Raw genomic sequence first — 20,141 nt, forward strand, 5'->3', positions numbered from 1 at the left:
AAAGCATGATTAACCAGAAAAAAGTAAATATAAAAAATATATCAAAACCCATGAAAGATGTAACAGAATGCATCATAAACCGTCTTCAGCCTGTAGTCTCTGGCTATAATAACGGCGAATCTCTTATAAAGAGCGCACTAATGATGCAGCATAAATCCCTGCTTTTATGGCCTGAAACGGATAGCCAGGAGAAGAGGCTCATGCTGATATCAAACAATCAGCGGGGGAATTGTGTACAAAAAAACCGCTGTCATGGCGGCGGTTTTTTGCTCTTCTGTGCCAGTATGACGAAGGCGCTACTGCATAACGGCAGATCCGGCCTCACCAGTATCGCGTTGCGGCTCTGTTAAGGTGGCATTGGAGTCGGGTGCTTCGCTCGACGCCGGTAAAGACACTGCAGGCAGTGTCTCCTTGCTAGCAGACAGTTTAGACTGCAGCAGGCTTATCTGACGCTGCTGGCTCATGACCAATGCATTGAGGTCGCGGATGTACTTGTCTTTATCCTTCAGCACCTCATCTGCCGGCGGCTTGCTGGCTGTTGCCTCCCTGACATTGATGGCACCAGCAATGATTAATCTGGCCTGTTCCTGAATGGGCTGATTACGCAAGTCTTCCTCTTTTAAAGCCTTGGAGATTCTCAGCAGCTTATTTTCGAAATCCAGAATATAAGACTCGTAATCATCTTTACTTAAATCGCGTAAACGCTGAACTTCCAACGAAATATGCTGAGCATGGGCAAGCTCAAACTGTACCGCACTCGCCGCCTGCTGTATGGCATCAAAATCGCGAGGGGTACGCTCAATTAATGCCTTGCCGGCTTCGATACGCTGCTCAATCTGTGCGTAGCTGTTTGGCGCATAGTCATTCACATCCTGACGGCGCAGTTCAATCATCATGGCTTCCAGCGGCGCAATATAGATTTTTTTGATCGTTTTGACTTCCAGGCTATGGCTGCGCGAAAGGAACTCGTCCTGCTCCTCTCTCGCGTCACTCAGTTCATCATCTTCAACCAAGGTAAACAAGCTGGCATACAGGCGATGCAAGCGTGTGTACTCACTTCGGTAGTACTGCCTGGCATCCAGAGAATCCAGATACTGCATCTGAGTGATTGCAGGAGACAGAACATCATCGGCGACCTTCTGTAACTGCTTCAATTGATTAAAAGAAGCTTCAACCTGATTCAGCTCTAACTGTATCTGCTGTAAATAGGTGGTAGAAGAAAACAAAGAGTAACTTTTATAAGCCGTCGACGGCGTTGCGGTGATCTCTTGATAAATTTTTTCTGCATTTTCCCAGCTGGTTATCATGCGCTGATAAACATCCGGTGAATAAATGGCCAGTTCGCTGGTATGTTGCATTGACTGCTGCCAGTGCCGGTAAGCAGACAATATCCGCTGAAATTCTCCCTGTTCAGAGATAGCAGTGTCCGACTCACTCATTTCAGGCGTGCTTGAGCAAGCACCCAATAACACGGCAAAAAACACCATCAGGGCTGAAAGGCCCGTTCTTTTCATAAAAAATTCCGTAATAATTTGATTTTACAGTCAATCCACTCAAAATTATGGAAAGCTATGTCTGTAAAGCGGCAGAAGTCCTACCAGTATGAAATGACAATCCCCCCAGCATCAGCATGATAAATGCTCGCTTGGGCCACTTTCTTCTTAAATTACAAGCAGAAAGTGACCATTTATACAAATCGGCAAGACAAAAATGAGTGAATACTCAAATAGTTTAACTGATGCCTACTTGGTACTAAAGCCTTTACTGGTAAGGAAATCCTTCATGAAGGGCCGGGCTTCTTTGGTTAAAGTCGCGGTAATCTGTTCTGACCAGCTCATATCTTTATTACCGCCAGTTCGCGACTGGTAATACTGGCGCACTTTTTCGTCATATTCTGCCAGTTGATGGCGATCCAGCTCCTGCTGATAGCTGTTTTGGTGAATGACCAAGGACTGCGGCAGGCGCGGCTTAGATTCAGGATTTTGATCCGGATAACCCAGGCACAGTCCAAAAACGGGCATGACATGCTTAGGCATATCAAGCAATGCAGCCACCTCTGCCGGATTATTTCTGATCCCGCCAATATAGACCCCACCCAAACCCAAAGATTCAGCCGCTAACAAACAATTTTGTGCCATGAGCGCAGCATCGACAGCGCCAATTAACGTCTGCTCAGTAAAACCAAGCTGTGCTTCAGGATGAATTTGCAAATGGCGGTGGAAATCCACACAGAACACTAAAAACTCTGCCGCTGAAGCAACATAGGGCTGATCGCCGGCCAGGTGGGCCATCTGAGTGCGTTTGTCTGTATCAACCACCCGTATCACGCTCACGCATTGGATAAAGCTGGAAGACGAGGCTGCGATTGCACAGTCAAGCAGGGTCGAGAGTACATCCGCCTGAATAGGTTCAGAGGTAAAACGTCGTATAGAACGGTGTGCCAGTATCGTATCAATTGTCTGATTCATTATTCTCTTCATCCTGCTGTTCAGCTTGAAAACACCATTATTCGCTTGCCAATAACAAAGATTATCTGGGGCAATTTATGCACTCTATCATAAACAACCAGATGATCTAGATTGCACACTATGACTGGCCGGTAAGCGTGCAAATGGAGTAATCCATTGATAAATAATGTTTCGCTTTCATCAAAGTGACTTTTGAACAACATTTTTTTGTCATATTCACCTTCTATCCTGCAGCCCATCAAAACAGCAATGAAGCACTTGATACCTACTTAGGGGAAAAAGAAATGAAAAAAACTGTTTTAGCATCGGCATTGATTACTGCTTTTGTTTCTGGCTCAGCTGCTGCTGCAAACGTTTATGACAAGGATGGGGCAACCGTTGATTTGTATGGCCGTGCAGTAGGTATGTACTACAGCTCGGATGATAACAGCGAAAAAGGCGATCAAAGCTACTTCCGCTTTGGTGCCAAAGCAAAGTCTGAGATTAACAGCAACCTTTACGGTCTCGGCGTATACGAAACCGAAGTGAACGCCTCTTCTAAAGACGAAGGTCTTGAAACACGTAAAGCTTATGCTGGTCTGGGCGGCAACTTCGGTGAAGCCACCTACGGTCGTCAGGAAGGTTCATTTACCCTGATTTCTGATTACACAGATACCCTGGAAGAGTTCGGTGCTGATGCCAGTGGTACAGGTACCGACCGTTTCGGTACAGGTAAAACCAGCTCAGTGCTGAAATATGCCGGCGAATTCAGCGGCCTGACTGTTGAAGCAAGCTACCAGTTGGACAACAACGCCGTCCAGCAAGTAGATGGTGACACATCAACCTCTTACGGTGTTGCTGCCTCTTACGCACTGCCTGTGGGTGTGAAATTTGGTGCCGGTTATAACTCAGGTGAAGGCCTGGATGGCACTGATGATGCGGAAGTGACTGCACTATCTGTTGCCTATGATGCCAACAACATCTATGCCGCACTGCTGTACAGCATGGGTGAAAACTGGAAAGACAAGTCAGGTGCAGAAACCGGTACTGACTACGACGGCTACGAAGCCGTAGTGGGCTACGACTTTGGTAATGGCTTCTCTGCCCAGGCTGTCTACAACTATCTGGAAGCCGATACAGGTACCACATCAGATATTGAAGACTACTTTGTGCTTGGCGCCTATTACAAGTTCAACAAAAACCTGCGTACCTACGCAGAGTACAAAGCCGATCAAATCGACGGCAACGAAGACGTTCTGGCGATGGCTATTCGCTACGACTTCTAACTTCTTGCTCCACTGCTGCCCAAAGCCAGGCCTATCCAGCCTGGCTTTTTTCATTGCAGCCACCTCAGACATAACAGGTTTGCCGCTGATGTAAATAGCGCTAACCATCGAAATTTTCTATTGATGCTACTGATAATTCCGACTTTCACCGCCGACAGACTCACGTTATAGTAGCCCCACAAGACAAAGGAGAAGCTCTATGTTCGTAGTAATTTTTGGTCGCCCTGGCTGCCCTTTCTGTGTTCGTGCAAAAGACTTGGCTGACAAGCTGAAAGATGAGCGTGATGATTTCAACTATCGTTATGTAGATATTCACGCAGAAGGCATTTCCAAGGCTGACCTGGAAAAAACCGTGGGCAAGCCCGTTGAAACGGTTCCACAAATCTTCGTTGATCAACAGCATATCGGTGGCTGCACAGACTTCGAAGCGTACGCAAAAGACAACCTTGGACTGTTTCAATAATCACAGTTCAATTGCGCAAATGTGACTCGTTGACAAAAAGGCTGTTTAATCAGCCTTTTTTTGTGTCGCGCACCTCGAATATCGGTATCGCATAGCAGTAGTTTAAGATAAAATTCTGCCCCATACCTTTAGTATATTGCGCTGACTTCGGAAAAATTTGTTGTGAACATCGACATTGCTGACCTGCTTCGCCAGAATGATATTCTGCTCCTCTTTGTAGTTCTCGCTGTGGGTCTTACTGTCGGAAAACTTCGTATCGCCAAGTTGCAGATTGGTAATTCCATTGGCGTTCTCCTGACTGCACTCCTCTTCGGTAACGCTGGTTTTACCTTTGATGCTGAAGCCCTCAATATTGGCTTTATGCTATTTATCTTCTGTGTGGGCATTCAGGCCGGACCAAACTTCTTCGGTATTTTTTTCCGGGACGGTAAGCATTATTTACTGCTGGCTTTAGTGGTGCTTTTATCGGCCATCACTATTACACTGACCATGTCGCACTACCTGAATCTGGATCTGGGTCTGGCGACCGGCCTGATGGCAGGCTCTCTTACCGCTACGCCGGTTCTGGTCGGTGCCAAAGATGCATTAAGTGGCGGCTTATCAAACCTGTCTGATCCCATGGTTGTTCAGGACCTGATTGACAGCCTGAGTGTCGGATACGCCATGTCTTACCTGATTGGCCTGATCAGCCTGATACTGCTGGCCAAGCTGATGCCCAAGCTGCAAAAGCAAGATCTGGCTGAATCCTCGCAACAGATTGCGAAAGAGCGTGGAATAGGTGGCGCCTCACAACGCAAAGTCTACTTACCTATCATACGAGCCTACCGTGTGGGACCTGAACTGATAGACTGGATCGATGGCCGTAACCTGCGTGAACTGGGCATCTATCGCCAGACGGGCTGCTACATTGAACGTATTCGTCGCCACGGTATTCTTGCCAACCCGGATGGTGATGCCATTCTGCAGGAAGGCGATGAGATAGCCTTGGTGGGTTACCCCGACAGCCACGCACGTCTGGACCCCAGCTTCCGCAACGGAAAAGAAGTGTTTGACCGTGATTTACTCGATCTGCGCATTGTAGAAGAAGAGATCGTGGTCAAGAACGACAACATTGCCGGTAAGCGCTTATCCGAGCTGAATCTGGCGGAATATGGCTGCTTCCTCAACCGTGTGGTACGTGCGCAGATTGAAATGCCGATGGACCACAGTACCCTGCTCAATAAAGGTGACATCCTCCAGGTCAGCGGTGAGAAAAGCCGGGTGCTGGGGCTGGCCGAGCGCATTGGCTTTATCTCTATCCACAGTCAGATTGCTGATCTTCTGGCCTTTTGCTGCTTCTTTATTATGGGGCTGCTGTTCGGCTCCATTACCATGACCTTCGGCCAGATCACCTTTGGTCTGGGTAATGCCGCGGGTCTGTTGCTCGCCGGGATCTCCCTGGGTTTCCTGCGGGCCAATCACCCGACGTTCGGCTATGTTCCTCAGGGCGCACTCAATATGGCCAAGGATCTCGGTTTGATGGTGTTTATGGTCGGTATTGGCCTGAGTGCCGGTTCTAACCTGTTTGAATCGATTACGCAAATTGGTCCGAGCGTATTTTTAGTCAGCATGATGGTGAGCGTGATTCCCGTGATGCTCGCCTACCTTTTCGGCGCTTACGTACTGGATATGAACCGCGCACTGCTGTTTGGTGCCATTATCGGCGCCCGTACCTGCGCCCCGGCGATGGACATGATCAATGAGCATGCCCGCAGTACTATTCCGGCTCTGGGCTATGCGGGCACCTACGCCATCGCTAACGTTCTGCTCACAATAGCAGGTACGCTGATTATTATTCTCAGCTAGCACCTCCCCACACGGCTGACACTGACACTTGGCAGAGTCAGCCGTTATTCAGATGATAGGTGGTATAATCTCTCACAATTAACCGGTGAAAATTGTACCCGCCAGCCCCCTTTGCTATAAAGCGTGCTTTCTGGTATTCGCAACTCTATTCCACAGTTTCAGGTAACTTTATTATGATGCGCATCCTGATAGTCGAAGACGATCCGATCCTGTGCCACCATCTGAAAACTCAGCTCAGTGAGCTGGGTAATCAAGTTCAGTGTGCCAATACGGCCGAAGAAGGCCTGTTTTATGCTGATAACTACCCCAATGATGTCGCTATCGTCGATATAGGTCTGCCCGACCGTGACGGTATCAGTCTGATTCGTGAAATCCGTGATAAAGGCTTACGACTGCCGATCCTGATTCTGACAGCACGCTCTAACTGGCAGGATAAAGTTACGGGACTGGAAGCCGGCGCCGATGATTATCTGGTGAAACCTTTTCAGAGAGAAGAGCTGGTTGCCCGGCTGAGTGCGCTGGTCCGGCGTAGTGCAGGATTCATCAAACCCGAGATGACCGCCGGAGAAATCCGTGTCGACCTGCTGGCGAAACAGGTTTTTGTCAGCGAAAGCCTGCTTGACCTCACCGCTTTTGAGTACGAACTGCTGGAATACCTGATGCGCCACAGCCGCCAGGTGGTTTCCAAGCAGCGACTGCTGGACGTATTGTATGAAGATCAGGAAGGCGATCCTAATACCATCGAAGTCATGATCAGCCGTCTGCGCAAAAAAATCAGCCAGACCGGACAGGACAACCCCATTTCGACCATTCGCGGTCAGGGATACATCTTCGAGCTTACCGCGCAATGAATCTGGCTATTCTCCCGCGGTTGCGCCATCGGGTAATGATCACATCCATTGCGATCATTGCCCTGATTACATCGGCCCTGGCCTGGGTGATCAATGAGCTCTACAGCCAGAGTTACATGGCTGCCTATTCAACCGATCTTGTTGCACAAATGCCTTTGGTCGTTGCCCAGCTTAACCGGGCAGGATTGATCAAAGACGTTGATAAGTGGATTGACTCTTTGGATCCATCCGCGACGGATTACATGTCGGTACTTTGTGATCGCAATGATAATACAATGTGGTTGTCAGATGAGGCCAAAGCCGCGGGACTGATCAGTATTTGCAGCAGCCTGCCGGATGCAATGCAAACCCCCACCCTGGTCAAGGCTGATAACACAAAGAGTTATATCGCTTACGATATCAGCCGTGACCGCGAGAATGGCAATGCTTACCAGCTGGTTGTCCTGCGCTCAGGCACAGCCTATGAACAGTCTCTGAGCCGGCTTCACAACCGGACCGCCCTCTATCTCGGCTTGTTTGTATTGATCGCCGTTGCCTTTCTCATCGCCGCATTTCACTGGAGCTTTCAGCCGTTGCGAAAACTGGCTACTCAGCTCAATCAGGTCACGGACGCCAAACGCGAGCAGCTGGACAGTGACTTTCCTACCGAGTTGCAAGACGTGACACAGTCACTTAATCGTCTCATCCGGATCAGTAACGACAAAACAGCCCGCTACCGCCACGCGATGGACGATCTGGCGCACAGCCTGAAAACCCGCCTGGCCGCCGCCAATGCCTTGCTGGATGATCATTCCCTGCCCCGCTGCGATCTCAATCACCGCATGCTGGAGCAAATCAGCCAGATGGACGATCTGGTTCAGTATCAGTTAAAACGCGCTTTGATGGGACAGCAAGGTCTGCAGAAAGATAAAACCCTGCTCAACCCAGTCGTGGAAAGCTTTGAGCGGATGCTGAAGAAGATTTACAGCACCAAACAGGTCACACTGAAACGCCAGTACAGTACGGGCTTGTACCTCCCTCTGAACCGTACCGATTTGATGGAACTGCTGGGAAATCTGCTGGAAAACGCCTTCAGGTTCTGCATCAGTGAGATTCGGCTCAGCGCCGCGCAACAACAGGGAAAATTGATTATCCGCATCGAGGATGACGGACCCGGTGTCAGCGATGACATGCGGGAGGCCATCTTCCAGCGGGGGATCCGGGCTGATCAGCGCAATCCGGGACAAGGGATTGGCCTGTCTGTCTGCCACGATATCGTTACCTGTTACGGCGGCCGTATTTACGTGGAAAAAGCCAGCATTGAAGGGGCAGCCTTTGTGATTGAACTGCCGGATGACAAGAACAGTTAACGCGCGTTAATCCACACGCCTGTTATACCCTGTTTACACTGCACGAAAATATCAGCCATAAAAAACCGCCAACTTGGGCGGTTTTTTTATCACAGCGTTTTTGTAATCACCATAAAGTGATCAGACATCCTGAACGTCGAACTCGACCACTGGATTGACGTCGGCATCATAGTCCACGCCATTCAGACCAAAGCCAAACAGTTTCATGAACTCGTCTTTGTACATCTGATAGTCTGTCACTTCGAACAGATTCTCATTCGTCACCTGTGGCCACAGCGTTGTGCAGTGCTCCTGGATATCGTCACGCAGTTCCCAGTCATCCAGACGCAGGCGGTTGTCGCTGTCGAGCTCAGTGGCTGAGCCATCGGCTTTATACAGGCGCTGTGAGAACATACGGAAGATTTGCTCCATACAGCCCTCGTGAACACCTTCTTCGCGCATTTTCTTGAAGACCATTGCAATATACAGTGGCATTACAGGAATCGCCGCACTGGCCTGCGTCACCACACTCTTAAGCACAGCAACGTTTGCCGTACCCTTGATATCGGCCAGTTTATTGCTCAGCTCGCTGGCGGCGCGGTCCAGGTCCATTTTGGCTTTACCCAGTGCGCCATGCCAGTAGATTGGCCAGGTAATTTCCGTACCAATATAGCTGTATGCAACCGTCTTACAACCTTCAGCCAGCACGCCGGCATCTGCCAGCGCATTGATCCACAGTTCCCAGTCCTGGCCGCCCATGACTTTCACTGTATCTTCAATTTCCTGCTCGCTGGCAGGCTCAATGCTCGCTTCAATCAGAACATCTTTGTTGGTATCAACCGCTGTCGCTGTATAAGTCTCGCCCATCGGCTTGAGGCTGGAGCGAATCAGCTCGCCTGAATCCGGCATTTTACGCACTGGGGATGCCAGTGAGTAAACCACCATGTCAATCTGACCCAGTTCTTCTTTGATCAGCTCAATCACTTTCTGCTTCATTTCATGCGAGAAAGCATCACCGTTAAGACTCTTGGAGTACAGACCTTCTGCTTTGGCGAATTTGTCAAACGCCGCAGAGTTATACCAGCCCGCTGAGCCCGGCTTTTTCTCTGTGCCTTGCTTTTCCAGGAACACGCCGATAGTCGCAGCGCCGGAGCCAAATGCTGCCGCGATACGTGAAGCCAGACCGTAGCCAGTGGAAGAGCCAACCACCAATACACGCTTAGGGCCATTTTCCAGCTTAGGCTGAGACTTGGTGTATTCGATTTGCTCTTTGACGTTTGCTTCACAACCCACTGGGTGAGTCGTTGTACAAATGAATCCACGAATTTTTGGTTTGATGATCATTTCGTTTTCTTCCTTTGTTCTGTTGCCCGTAGGATAAAAGGTTAGTCACTAATTCGCATCAGTTTTATGTTCGAAACCGCTAAAATCGACCAGTGGTTGGAGGTGTTAAGGCAGATTCTTTGATATTGAGCCATGAGTTGCTGAAGAAAACAGCACCCGCAGACAATAAGGATACGTCTTAAAAGCCCAGGCCTCTTCAGGATAGCTGAGCCGGTGAAAAAAATGCCGCGCAAATGCGCGGCATATTTGACCACCAGGTTTATTCTTCATTAAGCAATATCATTGCTTATCAGGCGGCTTTCCCTGGCTGTAAGGCGCCCTTTTTAAATGCTTCTGGTGCGAAGCTGTCCACTTGTATCGCATGCGATCTCAACTGGTCAGCATTATGCACTTTCTCAACCTCAGCTTCTGTGATTACTCCCGCATCCAGGGCAATCTTCAGTTTTTCAGCCAACGGTGCCTTGCGAGGCACAGTGCCGGCTTTCACCGCTTTCGCCAGTTTACGCTCAATATCGCGCACACCGTACATGGCAACGAAAGCACGCTCCATGATAGCCACAGGATCGTTGTCTTTCTCACCGATATAGCAGTTGGTGGTCAGTCGGTCACGCGCAACCCCTGGTGTCATCAGCAGTTTGGAAATCGCCAGTTTCAGCTCATCCTTTGGTGCTTCGTAGTGAATTCCCAACGGGAAGGTCAGTGTACGCAGTACCCGGCCAACCCCTTTGCGCGGGAAGTTATTGAAGACTTCATCAAACGCAACCCCACACTTGTTCAGACAGTGCTGTAACGCGTAATGAACCAAAGGCAGATCTTCTTGCTGACGGCCTTCCATTTCATAACGCTTCAGCACGGCCGATGCCAGATACAGGTGGCTTAACACATCACCCAGACGCGCAGACACCATTTCACGGCGTTTCAGCTCCCCACCCAGTGACAACATAGAGAAATCTGCCGCCACAGCCAGAGCACGGCTCATGCGGGACAAATGACGATAGTAATACGCCGTTTCACCCGATACCGGTGCCCGGTTGAGTTTGGAGCCGGTAAAGGCATTGAGCAAGGCTTTGCTGACATTCCCCACCGCAAAACCAATGTGTTTGAACAACAGCTGATCGAAGTCTTTCGCTGCCTGATCAGCATCCGGATTCGCAGCCGCTTCCATTTCTTTCAGTACATAAGGATGACAACGGGTCGCCCCCTGGCCAAAGATCATCAGGTTACGGGTCAGAATGTTTGCCCCTTCCACCGTGATCGCCACAGGCATACCAATGTACTGATTGGCCAGATAATTCATTGGTCCGGCCTGAATTCCCCGCCCGGCGTGAATATCCATCGCGTCGTTCAGGATAGTACGGGCAATTTCCGTCATGTGGTACTTGGCAATTGCCGTCACTATGCCCGGTTTTTCTTTCATATCCAGAGAAGTGGTCGTCAGGGTGCGGGCCGCTTCCAGCATATAGGTCATGCCGCCAATACGCCCCAGTGCTTCAGCCACCCCTTCAAAGTGACCAATCGACATACCGAACTGCTTACGCACATAAGAATAAGCGCCGGTGCTGCGTGATGTCAGATGGCCGATGGCCGTGCCCAGCGCCGGCAGCGAGATACCACGCCCTGCTGACAGACATTCCACCAGCATACGCCAGCCGCGCCCGACATAGTCCTGACCGCCGATCACCCAGTCCATAGGGATAAACACATCCTGGCCACGGGTAGGACCGTTCATGAACGCGCCGCCCAGCGGATCGTGACGCTCACCAATTTCAACGCCTTCATGGCTGGTTGGAATCAGGGCACAGGTAATGCCGATATCTTTCTGATCACCAATCAGACCTTGCGGGTCGCGCAGTTTAAAGGCCAGACCCAGCACAGTGGCAACAGGTGCCAGGGTAATGTATCGCTTGTTCCAGCTGACGCGGATACCCAGAACTTCCTTACCTTCATGCTCGCCATAACAGACTTCACCCATATCCGGGATACCGCCGGCATCAGAGCCCGCCTCCGGGCCGGTCAGTGCAAAACACGGGATATCTGTCCCGTCAGCCAGACGCGGCAACCAGTAATTCTTCTGCTCTTCTGTACCATAGTGGCTCAGCAGCTCACCCGGGCCCAACGAGTTGGGTACCATGACAGACACGGCGGCGCTTTGGCTTCGGGTGGCAATACGCGTCACTATGGTCGAGTTAGCATGCGCAGAGAACTCGCGACCGCCGTACTCTTTGCCAATGATCAATGAGAAGAATTTTTCTTTTCGCAGGTACTCCCACACCTCAGAAGGCAAATCACGATCTTCACGAACAATCTGGTTGTCATCCAGCATTTTCAGCAGAGTTTCAAGCTCATTGTCAATAAAAGACTGTTCGTCGTCACTCAGCTTAGGCTTGGGATAATTCAGCAGGGTATTCCAGTCTGGTTTACCGGCGAAAAGCTGACCATCCCACCAGACACTACCTGCTTCCATGGCTTCCCGTTCGGTATCAGACAGCGGTGGTAACACTTTCTTAAATACCTTGAAAGCAGGATCACTGATGTAGCGTTGTCTCAGACTTTTATTACTCATGGGTCACGTCCTTTTGTCTTTCTGCCACGTCTTGGCGAGAGTTAACTGTTATAGTTTTTTTGCAGGGTTCAGTAAGAGTTCTCTGTCGCTGCTGATACTGGTGCAGGCATCTCTATCGGCGCGGCAACACCGGCAGCAAGATACGGCACCATGCGATCAATCAGATCGGCGGTCGACACAGTACATTTGAAATCATTCTCAGCAATTTCCCGCAGTGCGGTACTGGATGCCATCGTAAAAACGGACGCCCCTAAGGTAAAATGCAAACGCCAGAACAGGGTTTCCGGATCTAATGATGGATTGGCGCGGCAAACCGCTTTGGTGAACAGGTTTAGCACCGGGTTATAACGCGTTACGATAAACCAGCGTAAGTGGCCCTGAACATCGGTATAACCGCGACCGATCAGGGACATGAAAATAGTGGCGCCACCAGCACGGAAATTGCCGAGCTTCAGCAAAGGTTGCTTGGTACAACGGAAGACATCTTCCATGCTGAAATCATCTCGGGTCAGCAGCACTTCCAGCTCCTGCTTGAGCGCTGGCATGAATTCTTCCAGATAGCGGCTCAGCACTGCCCGGATAAGCGTTTTCTTATCACCATAGTGATAGTTAACAGAGGCCAGGTTGACTCCCGCTTTGCTGGTTATTGTTCGCAGCGACGTTTCTTTGAAGCCATGCTCTGCAAACAAGAGTTCAGCGGCGTCCAGAATGCGGCTTTTTGTATCAGCTTTGACTACCATGTTAAGTCACCCGTATTAAACACATGTTTAAACTCTACACCTTGCTAACAGATTTAACAAGCGATGAACAGTATTGAAACGGAGAAGAAAAGAAAAAATTTTAAATAATGCGAAGTGCGATGGGAACCAAGGCTAAATACCGGAGTCATACATAGTGCCACTGCTTTTTCTTAGAAGATTTTCTTCAAAGCCCGTTTTCATCTGGAAACGGGTTTTCTTTCATTTTCACCCTATGACAGACGACCTTTGTCTGACCGTTTCAGCAAGTGCGCGGTTGTTTAAAAAAACGCTTAATTTTGTTTTATAGATATCAATTGGTTAGAAAATATTTCAAAAAAAGCGGTGTGAAATCGGAACTAAGCGATGAGCGCTCGGTCATAACTAGTGACATTAAGATTAACGAAGTGATTGATAACCGGCCGCCAATGAATGGTTCACTGAACAGCTTTAATCGACAATGCCACTGCTGCTAAACTCCTAATTGTGTTAAGGATAAATTCCTCCCGCTGACTTTTCAGCGGGATTTTTTTTATCTGGCACTCGCAACGCTGAGCCTACATGGTGAAGCGGTTGGGCTCTCCCTCAGAGCTCGGGAGCCAGAGTCATTAGATCCTCATAACGCCAGTTCAGCCCCAAAGCCTCAACAGTTGCGGACGCATTTATCCATTTCCCCTGCTCGCCACCAGGCTGAAACTCAGGCAGGGATAATCCTGCCAAACGGGCCATTTCCCGATAATACACTGCCCTGCTGGGGTGCTGTGGCGCCGATAAATGCAAAGTCGTCATGGCCGGCCAACGTTCTAAGATTGCCATAACGGCTGATATCACATCATCCAGATGCACCAGGTTGACTGGCGCTCCGCCATTGGCAATGCCTTGCCGTCCTGCCAGAAACTTCACCGGATGCCGTTGAGGGCCAATCAGGCCAGCCAAACGCAACACCACAAGATCATCACCCCATGACTGACGGAGTTGCTGTTCCAGATCAACATGTACCCTGCCAGATTCTGTCGCAGGAGCAGGCTCGGTTGATTCAGTTATTTCCCCTTCGGCATCCCCGTAAACTGCGGTGGTGCTGATGAAAATCAACCTATGACAACCGGCCGCTTTCGCTGCCTCTGATAATGATATGATTTTTAAACTGTATTCATCCGCTGACCTTGTTTGCCTCCCGGGCGGTACATTCAGCACCATGACATCTGCCGCCAGAAATGCGTTCAGCGCCGGTGAATGCGCTTCCTTTTGTAACGGCAAACTCACCGCCACACCTTTGATCCCCTGGCGCGCCAATACTTCAGCGCCCTCTTGAGTCTGCTTTGAACCGAAGGTTTCATAACCGGATTGATTCAGGCGCTTGGCCAAAGGCAAACCTAACCAGCCACAGCCGCAGACACTGACACGCTTTGTTTTTTCCATTGTTATTTCCTTTGAAACTTATTCGTTGTCTTTTTGTTGTACATTTAATTCAAACTGTAAATTAATTCCGTGCATTGAAAATAAATAACACAAAGCAGCTTAATACTCGGCAATTCTTTGCTTTTCCCCGGTTAAAATCATTTCAAAACTGAAAGGGAAAGTAGATCGTGATCAAACTATAATAAAAAGGAAAAGTGATTTTCAGAGATTTGCTAGGAGGCCAGAAAAGAAAAGTAGTATAGTTTCATCATATTTGGCAGCGTCCCAACGAACTCGCCTATTTTGAAATTCAGCAACGAATCGCGGTTATCGTATGAATACCCTTGAAAAAATCCAAAACAATTTAGAAAACTTCAGTAAGTCTGAGCGTAAGGTTGCTGAAGTTATCATCGCTTCCCCGCAAACCGCCATTCACTCAAGCATTGCGACTCTGGCCAAAATGGCCGATGTCAGCGAACCGACGGTCAACCGTTTCTGCCGTCGCCTTGATACCAAAGGTTTCCCGGATTTTAAACTCCATCTTGCTCAAAGCCTGGCGAACGGTACTCCCTATGTAAACCGTAACGTTGAAGAAGACGACAGCGCTGAAGCTTACACAGCCAAAATCTTCGAGTCCACCATGGCTTGTCTGGATGTCGCAAAAAGCAGTCTTGACCCGATGCAGGTGAACCGGGCCGTAGACCTGCTGACTCAGGCTAAACGCATTTCCTTTTTTGGCCTGGGGGCATCCGCCTCGGTTGCCCATGATGCCATGAATAAGTTCTTCCGCTTCAACATCCCTATTGTCTGCTTTGATGATGTTGTGATGCAACGTATGAGTGTCATTAACTGCACTGACAATGATGTTGTGGTGCTGATCTCTCACACCGGCCGTACCAAGAATCTGGTAGAAATTGCTGAGATGGCACGTGAAAACGGGGCAACTGTCATTGGTATTACCGCCAAAGACTCGCCGCTGGATCGCGAATGCTCACTGTCTATCTGCCTGGATGTCCCTGAAGATACCGACATCTACATGCCTATGGCCAGCCGCGTGGTACAGATGACAGTCATTGATGTACTCGCCACAGGTTTTACCTTGCGCCGTGGCCCGGGTTTCAGAGAGAACCTGAAACGCGTAAAAGAGACTATCAAAGATTCACGCATTGCCAAAGAAGGGTTATTTTAAACTCAACGATCCCTTCATGATTGTCAGGGTGGAAAAACATCAAAGCATGGTGATATAGCCATGCTTTTTTATATCCTCAGTATTCCCTCTGCGTTTAAAACGGACAATAATACCCGCTTAGCTGAGAATGAAAACGACCAACACGGATTACAAAGTCGTCAATTCATTGTCCTATGTCGCCTTTTTACTACAAGCACCTGTAATATAATTACAGATAATGCTAACACTATATACCCAAGTTATAACCCATCTCATCGTATCCTTTCGACTATATGGAGAGCTTCATGTCTCAAAGGTTAAGACGTACCAAAATCGTAACTACACTCGGCCCTGCTACCGATCGCGACAACAACCTCGAAGCCATTATTGCGGCCGGCGCCAACGTGGTACGCATGAACTTTTCGCACGGCAGCCCTGACGATCACATTCAACGCACGAAACAAGTCCGTGAAATCGCTGCTAAACTTGGCCGCCACGTCGCTATACTTGGCGATCTGCAAGGCCCGAAAATCCGAATTTCTACCTTCAAAGACAGCAAAATCAAGCTGGCTATCGGTGACACTTTCACCCTCGACAGCGACTTGCCTAAAGGCGAAGGCAATCAGCAAGCTGTTGGTCTGGATTATAAAGAGCTGCCAAAAGATGTCAGTCCTGGCGACTTACTGCTGCTTGACGATGGCCGTGTGCAGCTAGAAGTGACGCATGTTGAAGGCAACAAAGTACACACAAAAGTGACTGTTGGCGGCCCGTTATCCAATAACAAGGGCATCAACAAGAAAGGGGGTGGCCTGTCCGCCGAAGCCCTGACTGAAAAAGACAAAGCCGATATCATCACGGCAGCGGCCATGAATGTGGATTATCTGGCGGTTTCATTTCCCCGCAATGGCGAAGACATGCACTATGCGCGCCGCCTGGCAACCGATGCTGGCCTGAATGCCCGTCTGGTCGCTAAAGTAGAGCGTGCTGAAGCGGTTGCCAGTGAAGAAGCCATGGACGATATTATCATGGCCTCAGACGCTGTGATGGTTGCCCGTGGTGACCTGGGTGTGGAAATCGGTGACCCGGAACTGATAGGCGTGCAAAAGAAACTGATCCGCCGCGCCCGCAGCCTGAACCGTACTGTCATTACTGCCACTCAGATGATGGAATCCATGATCACCAGCCCGATGCCAACCCGTGCTGAGGTGATGGACGTGGCTAACGCCGTACTCGACGGTACGGATGCGGTAATGCTATCGGCTGAAACCGCTGCAGGTGATTATCCGGTTGAGACAGTCAAAGCCATGGCCAGCGTGTGTCTGGGTGCCGAGAAAGAGCACAGTGTGAACGTGTCTTCTCACCGCATGGACCGCACCTTTGATACCCCGGAAGAAACCATTGCGATGTCAACCATGTATGCCGCCAACCACATGGTCGGTGTCACTGCCATGATCACCCTGACCGAATCCGGTCGTACGCCGCTGATGATGTCGCGTATTTCATCCGGCCTGCCAATCTTTGCGTTGTCGCGCAATGAGCAGACACTCAATCGCGCCGCACTGTACCGTGGTGTCACACCCGTCTTTTTCGACCGTGCCGGTGACGCAGGTCTGGATGTTGCCAAACATGCCATTCACGATCTGAAAGAGCTGAATCTGCTGAAAACAGGCGATCTGGTGATTATCACGCAAGGTGACATCATGGACACTGTCGGCAGTACCAACAACATGCGTATCCTGACTGTCGACTGATAAATCAGAGCAACACGCTAAAATGAAAAAAGCTTGCGGTACTGAGCATACAGTAAACGCAAGCTTTTTTATTTCCGTTTTACCGGCCCACAGTCAATGTGCCCTTCAAACCGTTACTGCGAAGGTTGCGACCAGTCCGGGTTAATACGGGCCGTCAGTATATGATCTTCCCAGCGCCCATTAATCAACAAGTATTCACGGGCAACCCCTTCCTGCTCGAAACCCGCCGATTTCAGTACTGCCGCACTGCGCTTATTGCGCGGTATATAAGCCGCCATCACCCGATGAAACTGCTGCACGTCAAACATCCAGCGGATGGCAGCATTCAACGCCCGCCGCATAATGCCTTTGCCCTGACATTTTTCATCCAGTGAATAACCGACATGGCAGGCGTAAAAAGGGTGGCGTACCAGGTTACTGAAATTAATCACGCCGCAGACTTCTTCTGAGCCTTCCATGAAGATAACAAAATAATACGCCAGCTGGTGTTTATGAAGTTCTGCCAATTGGGTCAGACGGCGTTCCCAGCCTTCCACAGTAAAGAAGGCCGGATCCCGAAGCGGTTCCCAAGGCTGGAGAAATTGTTTGTTGCGCTGATAATAGGACGCTATCTGACGCGCATCTTTATTTGTCACCAGACGCACTGTCAGTCCATCAACTTTCAAGGTTGATGAACGCTGCATGATTGAATGAAACAAGCTGACCTCTGCATACTATACTTTCACTTTAACGCTACCGGCATTTGAGGCGGTCCTCTGTGCCTGGCTGAAGGTAGCCGTTAAGACTCTCTGACCGGTGAAGGCAACTATGTACTACGACCTGATCAATACTGAGCTTGGTCTGATTTATCTGCAGGCCAACGACCAGGGACTGAAACTGATCACCATTGCCAGTGACGGCTATCAACCTCCCCCCTGCTGGATTCATCACCCTAAAAAATTACAAGAGTACACCCTTCAGCTCAAGCAATACCTGGAAGGCCAGCGTCAGCAATTTTCACTGCGCTTAGCGCCCGATGGCACAGCTTTTCAGCATCAGGTCTGGCAGGCTATCCAGACCATCCCCTATGGCGAAACACGCACCAGTCAGGAACTGGCTGTCCAGCTCGGCAATAAACAAGCCCATAAGGCGGTGGCACTGGCAAAGAATGTGAATCCCATCCCTATACTCATACCCTGTCACCGCGTGATCTGCCAGAACCCGAGAATCAGCTGCCGTTTCGGGCTGGATTTGATCAACCTGTTACGGGCCCTTGAAAAAGGTCACATCCAGCCTAAACTCAGGCCACTTTAGCAAAGCGGCCTTCCGGGTGATTAACGTGGCACAGCCAGCAGGTTACGGCTTACTGATACCATACTCGCGTAATTTATTCGCCACTGCGGTGTGAGACACCCCTAATCGTTTTGCCAATTTACGCGTAGAAGGGTAACTCCGGTACAGGTTTGTCAGGATGCCGGTTTCATAGCGCTTCATGATGTCATCCAGCGAGCCATCCAGTGTCTCTTCGTTGATCACGCTGGCCGACTCATTCTCTGGCAGCTGAATATCATCGACCGTCATTTCGGCGCTTTCCAGCTGCGTCATGGCCCGGAACAGGACATTGCGCAGCTGGCGGATATTGCCCGGCCACGCATACTGGCTCAGCATCTGGGACAGTTTATCTGACATCGCAGGTTTCGCCTGCTGCAGCTCCTGGGCAAACTGAGACACAAAAAGCTCAGCCAGTGGCACTATATCTGCCGCACGTTCCCGCAACGGCGGAACCACCAGAGATAACACATTCAGACGGTAGTACAAATCTTCACGGAATTGCCCCGCAGCAACCAGATCCGGCAATCGCTTCTGTGTGGAGCAAATAACCCGGACATCGACCCGCACTTCTTTCTCTTCACCAACCCGGCGGAAAGTGCCATCCTGCAGGAAGCGTAACAGTTTCACCTGCAAATGAGAGGACATCTCGCCAATCTCATACAGGAACACCGTACCGCCGCTGGCCTGTTCGAAAATGCCTTTCTTACCGGATTCACCACCGGTACCGGCCACCCCGAACAACTCGGTTTCGGCGGCGTTATCCGGCATAGACACGCAATTGACCAGCAGGAATGGTTTTTCCCGGCGCAGTGAACGCTGGTGACAGGCTCTGGCCAGCATTTCTTTACCTGTCCCGGTTTCACCCTGGATCAGCAAAGGCGCATCGAGCAGGGCCAGTTTTTTCGCCTGCGCAATCAAATGCCGGAAACGGGAAGACTGCCCGACCAGATGTTCAAAACCATTGTCACCGCTGATCTTGCGCATCGCCAGCGGCATTTTGGCTTCCGACAGGGATTTCAGCAAAATCACCGCACTGGCCAGCACTTCATTATCGGATTCATCGGCCACGTAGACCGGCATGACTTCCATCAGATAATCCAGGCCGGACAACACCACCATTTCGCTGTAATGCCTGGCGCTGTCTTTCTCCAGCCAGCGATGGAAGTTGAAACCCAGCACACTGTGAACGGTTTCTCCCAGCACAGCTTCGCGGGTTTTGCCTAATAACTGCTCCGCCGGCTGATTGGCCAGATCGATTTTGCCCTGCAAATTGACAGAGAAAAAGGGATCCGGCAGCGCTTCCAGCAAAGCTTTCAATTCTTTGTGTTCACGCTCGCTCGGCATGAACTGTATTTTACGCACATCCGTCACTCCGTCTAACTGACGGATTTGAAACATTAACTGACGAAACTCTTCAAATTCGATTTCCGGACAATTGAGATAAATAATACCGCTGCGGTCGATTTCGATTCCCCGCAGATCCAGTTCCCGGCTCGCCAGAATATCCAGCAGTTCACGGGTCATCCCAAGCCGATCGACACAAAAGACTTGTAGTCTCATAGTGGTTGCCTTTTCGCTCCAGACAAAACTGTCAACAATTCGTGACACGAAAAGAAGTGTGCGCGGAAGTCGGTGTGTCGTCAAGACGG

16 protein-coding genes are annotated in these 20,141 nt (G+C 49.9%); 8 read left to right on the forward strand and 8 right to left on the reverse strand.

Annotated elements, in window-relative coordinates; all coding sequences use genetic code 11:
• Positions 1-296: 296 nt before the first annotated feature.
• On the reverse strand, positions 297-1,514 hold the full coding sequence (locus tag P0Y67_RS09195) for a hypothetical protein (RefSeq protein WP_342391647.1): 1,218 nt from the start codon (positions 1,512-1,514) through the stop codon (positions 297-299).
• A gap of 228 nt (positions 1,515-1,742) precedes the next feature.
• Positions 1,743-2,468: an oxygen-insensitive NADPH nitroreductase gene (gene nfsA, locus P0Y67_RS09200; RefSeq protein WP_342391648.1), complete on the reverse strand. Its 726-nt coding sequence runs from the start codon at positions 2,466-2,468 to the stop codon at positions 1,743-1,745.
• A 284-nt stretch (positions 2,469-2,752) separates the two neighbouring features.
• On the opposite strand from nfsA, the gene P0Y67_RS09205 reads away from it, so the two are divergent.
• The 5 genes from P0Y67_RS09205 to P0Y67_RS09225 all read left to right on the forward strand — a co-directional run bounded on the left by P0Y67_RS09205 (position 2,753) and on the right by P0Y67_RS09225 (position 8,241).
• Complete coding sequence (locus P0Y67_RS09205; RefSeq protein WP_342391649.1) at positions 2,753-3,733, forward strand: porin; 981 nt, start codon at positions 2,753-2,755, stop codon at positions 3,731-3,733.
• Between the two features lie 199 nt (positions 3,734-3,932).
• Positions 3,933-4,196 (forward strand): GrxA family glutaredoxin, encoded by a 264-nt coding sequence (locus P0Y67_RS09210; RefSeq protein ID WP_342391650.1) that lies wholly within the window; start codon positions 3,933-3,935, stop codon positions 4,194-4,196.
• A 162-nt stretch (positions 4,197-4,358) separates the two neighbouring features.
• Positions 4,359-6,041 carry an aspartate:alanine antiporter gene (locus tag P0Y67_RS09215; protein ID WP_337113808.1) on the forward strand — a complete coding sequence of 561 codons (1,683 nt, stop codon included), beginning with the start codon at positions 4,359-4,361 and terminating at the stop codon, positions 6,039-6,041.
• Positions 6,042-6,217: 176 nt separating this feature from the next.
• The gene (locus P0Y67_RS09220) at positions 6,218-6,892 is read left to right on the forward strand and encodes a response regulator (RefSeq protein WP_027253340.1); all 675 of its coding nucleotides are present in this window, start codon (positions 6,218-6,220) and stop codon (positions 6,890-6,892) included.
• The gene (locus P0Y67_RS09225; protein WP_342391651.1) at positions 6,889-8,241 is read left to right on the forward strand and encodes an ATP-binding protein; all 1,353 of its coding nucleotides are present in this window, start codon (positions 6,889-6,891) and stop codon (positions 8,239-8,241) included. The genes P0Y67_RS09220 and P0Y67_RS09225 overlap by 4 nt, the downstream gene beginning before the upstream one ends.
• Positions 8,242-8,361: 120 nt before the next feature.
• Here the strand turns inward: P0Y67_RS09225 and fabV are convergent, their stop codons facing one another.
• From fabV to P0Y67_RS09245, 4 genes are all read right to left on the reverse strand, one after another.
• Positions 8,362-9,564, reverse strand: a complete 1,203-nt coding sequence (fabV, locus tag P0Y67_RS09230; RefSeq protein WP_342391652.1) for an enoyl-ACP reductase FabV — start codon at positions 9,562-9,564, stop codon at positions 8,362-8,364.
• Between the two features lie 289 nt (positions 9,565-9,853).
• Positions 9,854-12,127 (reverse strand): acyl-CoA dehydrogenase, encoded by a 2,274-nt coding sequence (locus P0Y67_RS09235; RefSeq protein ID WP_342391653.1) that lies wholly within the window; start codon positions 12,125-12,127, stop codon positions 9,854-9,856.
• Positions 12,128-12,195: 68 nt separating this feature from the next.
• Complete coding sequence (locus P0Y67_RS09240) at positions 12,196-12,867, reverse strand: TetR/AcrR family transcriptional regulator (protein ID WP_342391654.1); 672 nt, start codon at positions 12,865-12,867, stop codon at positions 12,196-12,198.
• 582 nt (positions 12,868-13,449) lie between these two features.
• Positions 13,450-14,283, reverse strand: coding sequence for an NAD-dependent epimerase/dehydratase family protein (locus P0Y67_RS09245; RefSeq protein WP_342391655.1), 834 nt, complete (start codon positions 14,281-14,283; stop codon positions 13,450-13,452).
• Positions 14,284-14,596: 313 nt separating this feature from the next.
• On the opposite strand from P0Y67_RS09245, the gene P0Y67_RS09250 reads away from it, so the two are divergent.
• Together P0Y67_RS09250 and pyk are read left to right on the forward strand one after the other, a co-directional pair.
• Complete coding sequence (locus P0Y67_RS09250; RefSeq protein WP_046219713.1) at positions 14,597-15,451, forward strand: MurR/RpiR family transcriptional regulator; 855 nt, start codon at positions 14,597-14,599, stop codon at positions 15,449-15,451.
• A 284-nt stretch (positions 15,452-15,735) separates the two neighbouring features.
• The gene (gene pyk, locus P0Y67_RS09255; protein WP_192015336.1) at positions 15,736-17,181 is read left to right on the forward strand and encodes a pyruvate kinase; all 1,446 of its coding nucleotides are present in this window, start codon (positions 15,736-15,738) and stop codon (positions 17,179-17,181) included.
• A gap of 113 nt (positions 17,182-17,294) precedes the next feature.
• Here pyk and rimJ read toward each other — a convergent pair whose 3' ends face one another.
• On the reverse strand, positions 17,295-17,879 hold the full coding sequence (gene rimJ / locus P0Y67_RS09260) for a ribosomal protein S5-alanine N-acetyltransferase (RefSeq protein ID WP_342391656.1): 585 nt from the start codon (positions 17,877-17,879) through the stop codon (positions 17,295-17,297).
• Positions 17,880-17,988: 109 nt separating this feature from the next.
• Here rimJ and P0Y67_RS09265 point away from each other — a divergent pair, with 109 nt between their 5' ends.
• Positions 17,989-18,474: a methylated-DNA--[protein]-cysteine S-methyltransferase gene (locus P0Y67_RS09265; RefSeq protein ID WP_342391657.1), complete on the forward strand. Its 486-nt coding sequence runs from the start codon at positions 17,989-17,991 to the stop codon at positions 18,472-18,474.
• Between the two features lie 42 nt (positions 18,475-18,516).
• On the opposite strand, the gene tyrR is transcribed toward P0Y67_RS09265, so the two are convergent.
• Positions 18,517-20,052 carry a transcriptional regulator TyrR gene (gene tyrR, locus P0Y67_RS09270; protein WP_342391658.1) on the reverse strand — a complete coding sequence of 512 codons (1,536 nt, stop codon included), beginning with the start codon at positions 20,050-20,052 and terminating at the stop codon, positions 18,517-18,519.
• Between the last annotated feature and the right edge of the window lie 89 nt (positions 20,053-20,141).

It is taken from the genome of Photobacterium sp. SP02, assembly GCF_038519165.1.
Lineage (GTDB): Bacteria > Pseudomonadota > Gammaproteobacteria > Enterobacterales > Vibrionaceae > Photobacterium > Photobacterium halotolerans.

What these genes read in the sequence shown, in the direction of transcription:
- P0Y67_RS09195 (WP_342391647.1), bottom strand. Translation starts at nt 1,514, where the DNA reads ATGAAAAGAACGGGCCTTTCAGCCCTGATGGTGTTTTTTGCCGTGTTA.
- nfsA (WP_342391648.1), bottom strand. Translation starts at nt 2,468, where the DNA reads ATGAATCAGACAATTGATACGATACTGGCACACCGTTCTATACGACGT.
- P0Y67_RS09205 (WP_342391649.1), top strand. Translation starts at nt 2,753, where the DNA reads ATGAAAAAAACTGTTTTAGCATCGGCATTGATTACTGCTTTTGTTTCT.
- P0Y67_RS09210 (WP_342391650.1), top strand. Translation starts at nt 3,933, where the DNA reads ATGTTCGTAGTAATTTTTGGTCGCCCTGGCTGCCCTTTCTGTGTTCGT.
- P0Y67_RS09220 (WP_027253340.1), top strand. Translation starts at nt 6,218, where the DNA reads ATGCGCATCCTGATAGTCGAAGACGATCCGATCCTGTGCCACCATCTG.
- P0Y67_RS09225 (WP_342391651.1), top strand. Translation starts at nt 6,889, where the DNA reads ATGAATCTGGCTATTCTCCCGCGGTTGCGCCATCGGGTAATGATCACA.
- fabV (WP_342391652.1), bottom strand. Translation starts at nt 9,564, where the DNA reads ATGATCATCAAACCAAAAATTCGTGGATTCATTTGTACAACGACTCAC.
- P0Y67_RS09235 (WP_342391653.1), bottom strand. Translation starts at nt 12,127, where the DNA reads ATGAGTAATAAAAGTCTGAGACAACGCTACATCAGTGATCCTGCTTTC.
- P0Y67_RS09240 (WP_342391654.1), bottom strand. Translation starts at nt 12,867, where the DNA reads ATGGTAGTCAAAGCTGATACAAAAAGCCGCATTCTGGACGCCGCTGAA.
- P0Y67_RS09245 (WP_342391655.1), bottom strand. Translation starts at nt 14,283, where the DNA reads ATGGAAAAAACAAAGCGTGTCAGTGTCTGCGGCTGTGGCTGGTTAGGT.
- P0Y67_RS09250 (WP_046219713.1), top strand. Translation starts at nt 14,597, where the DNA reads ATGAATACCCTTGAAAAAATCCAAAACAATTTAGAAAACTTCAGTAAG.
- pyk (WP_192015336.1), top strand. Translation starts at nt 15,736, where the DNA reads ATGTCTCAAAGGTTAAGACGTACCAAAATCGTAACTACACTCGGCCCT.
- P0Y67_RS09265 (WP_342391657.1), top strand. Translation starts at nt 17,989, where the DNA reads ATGTACTACGACCTGATCAATACTGAGCTTGGTCTGATTTATCTGCAG.
- tyrR (WP_342391658.1), bottom strand. Translation starts at nt 20,052, where the DNA reads ATGAGACTACAAGTCTTTTGTGTCGATCGGCTTGGGATGACCCGTGAA.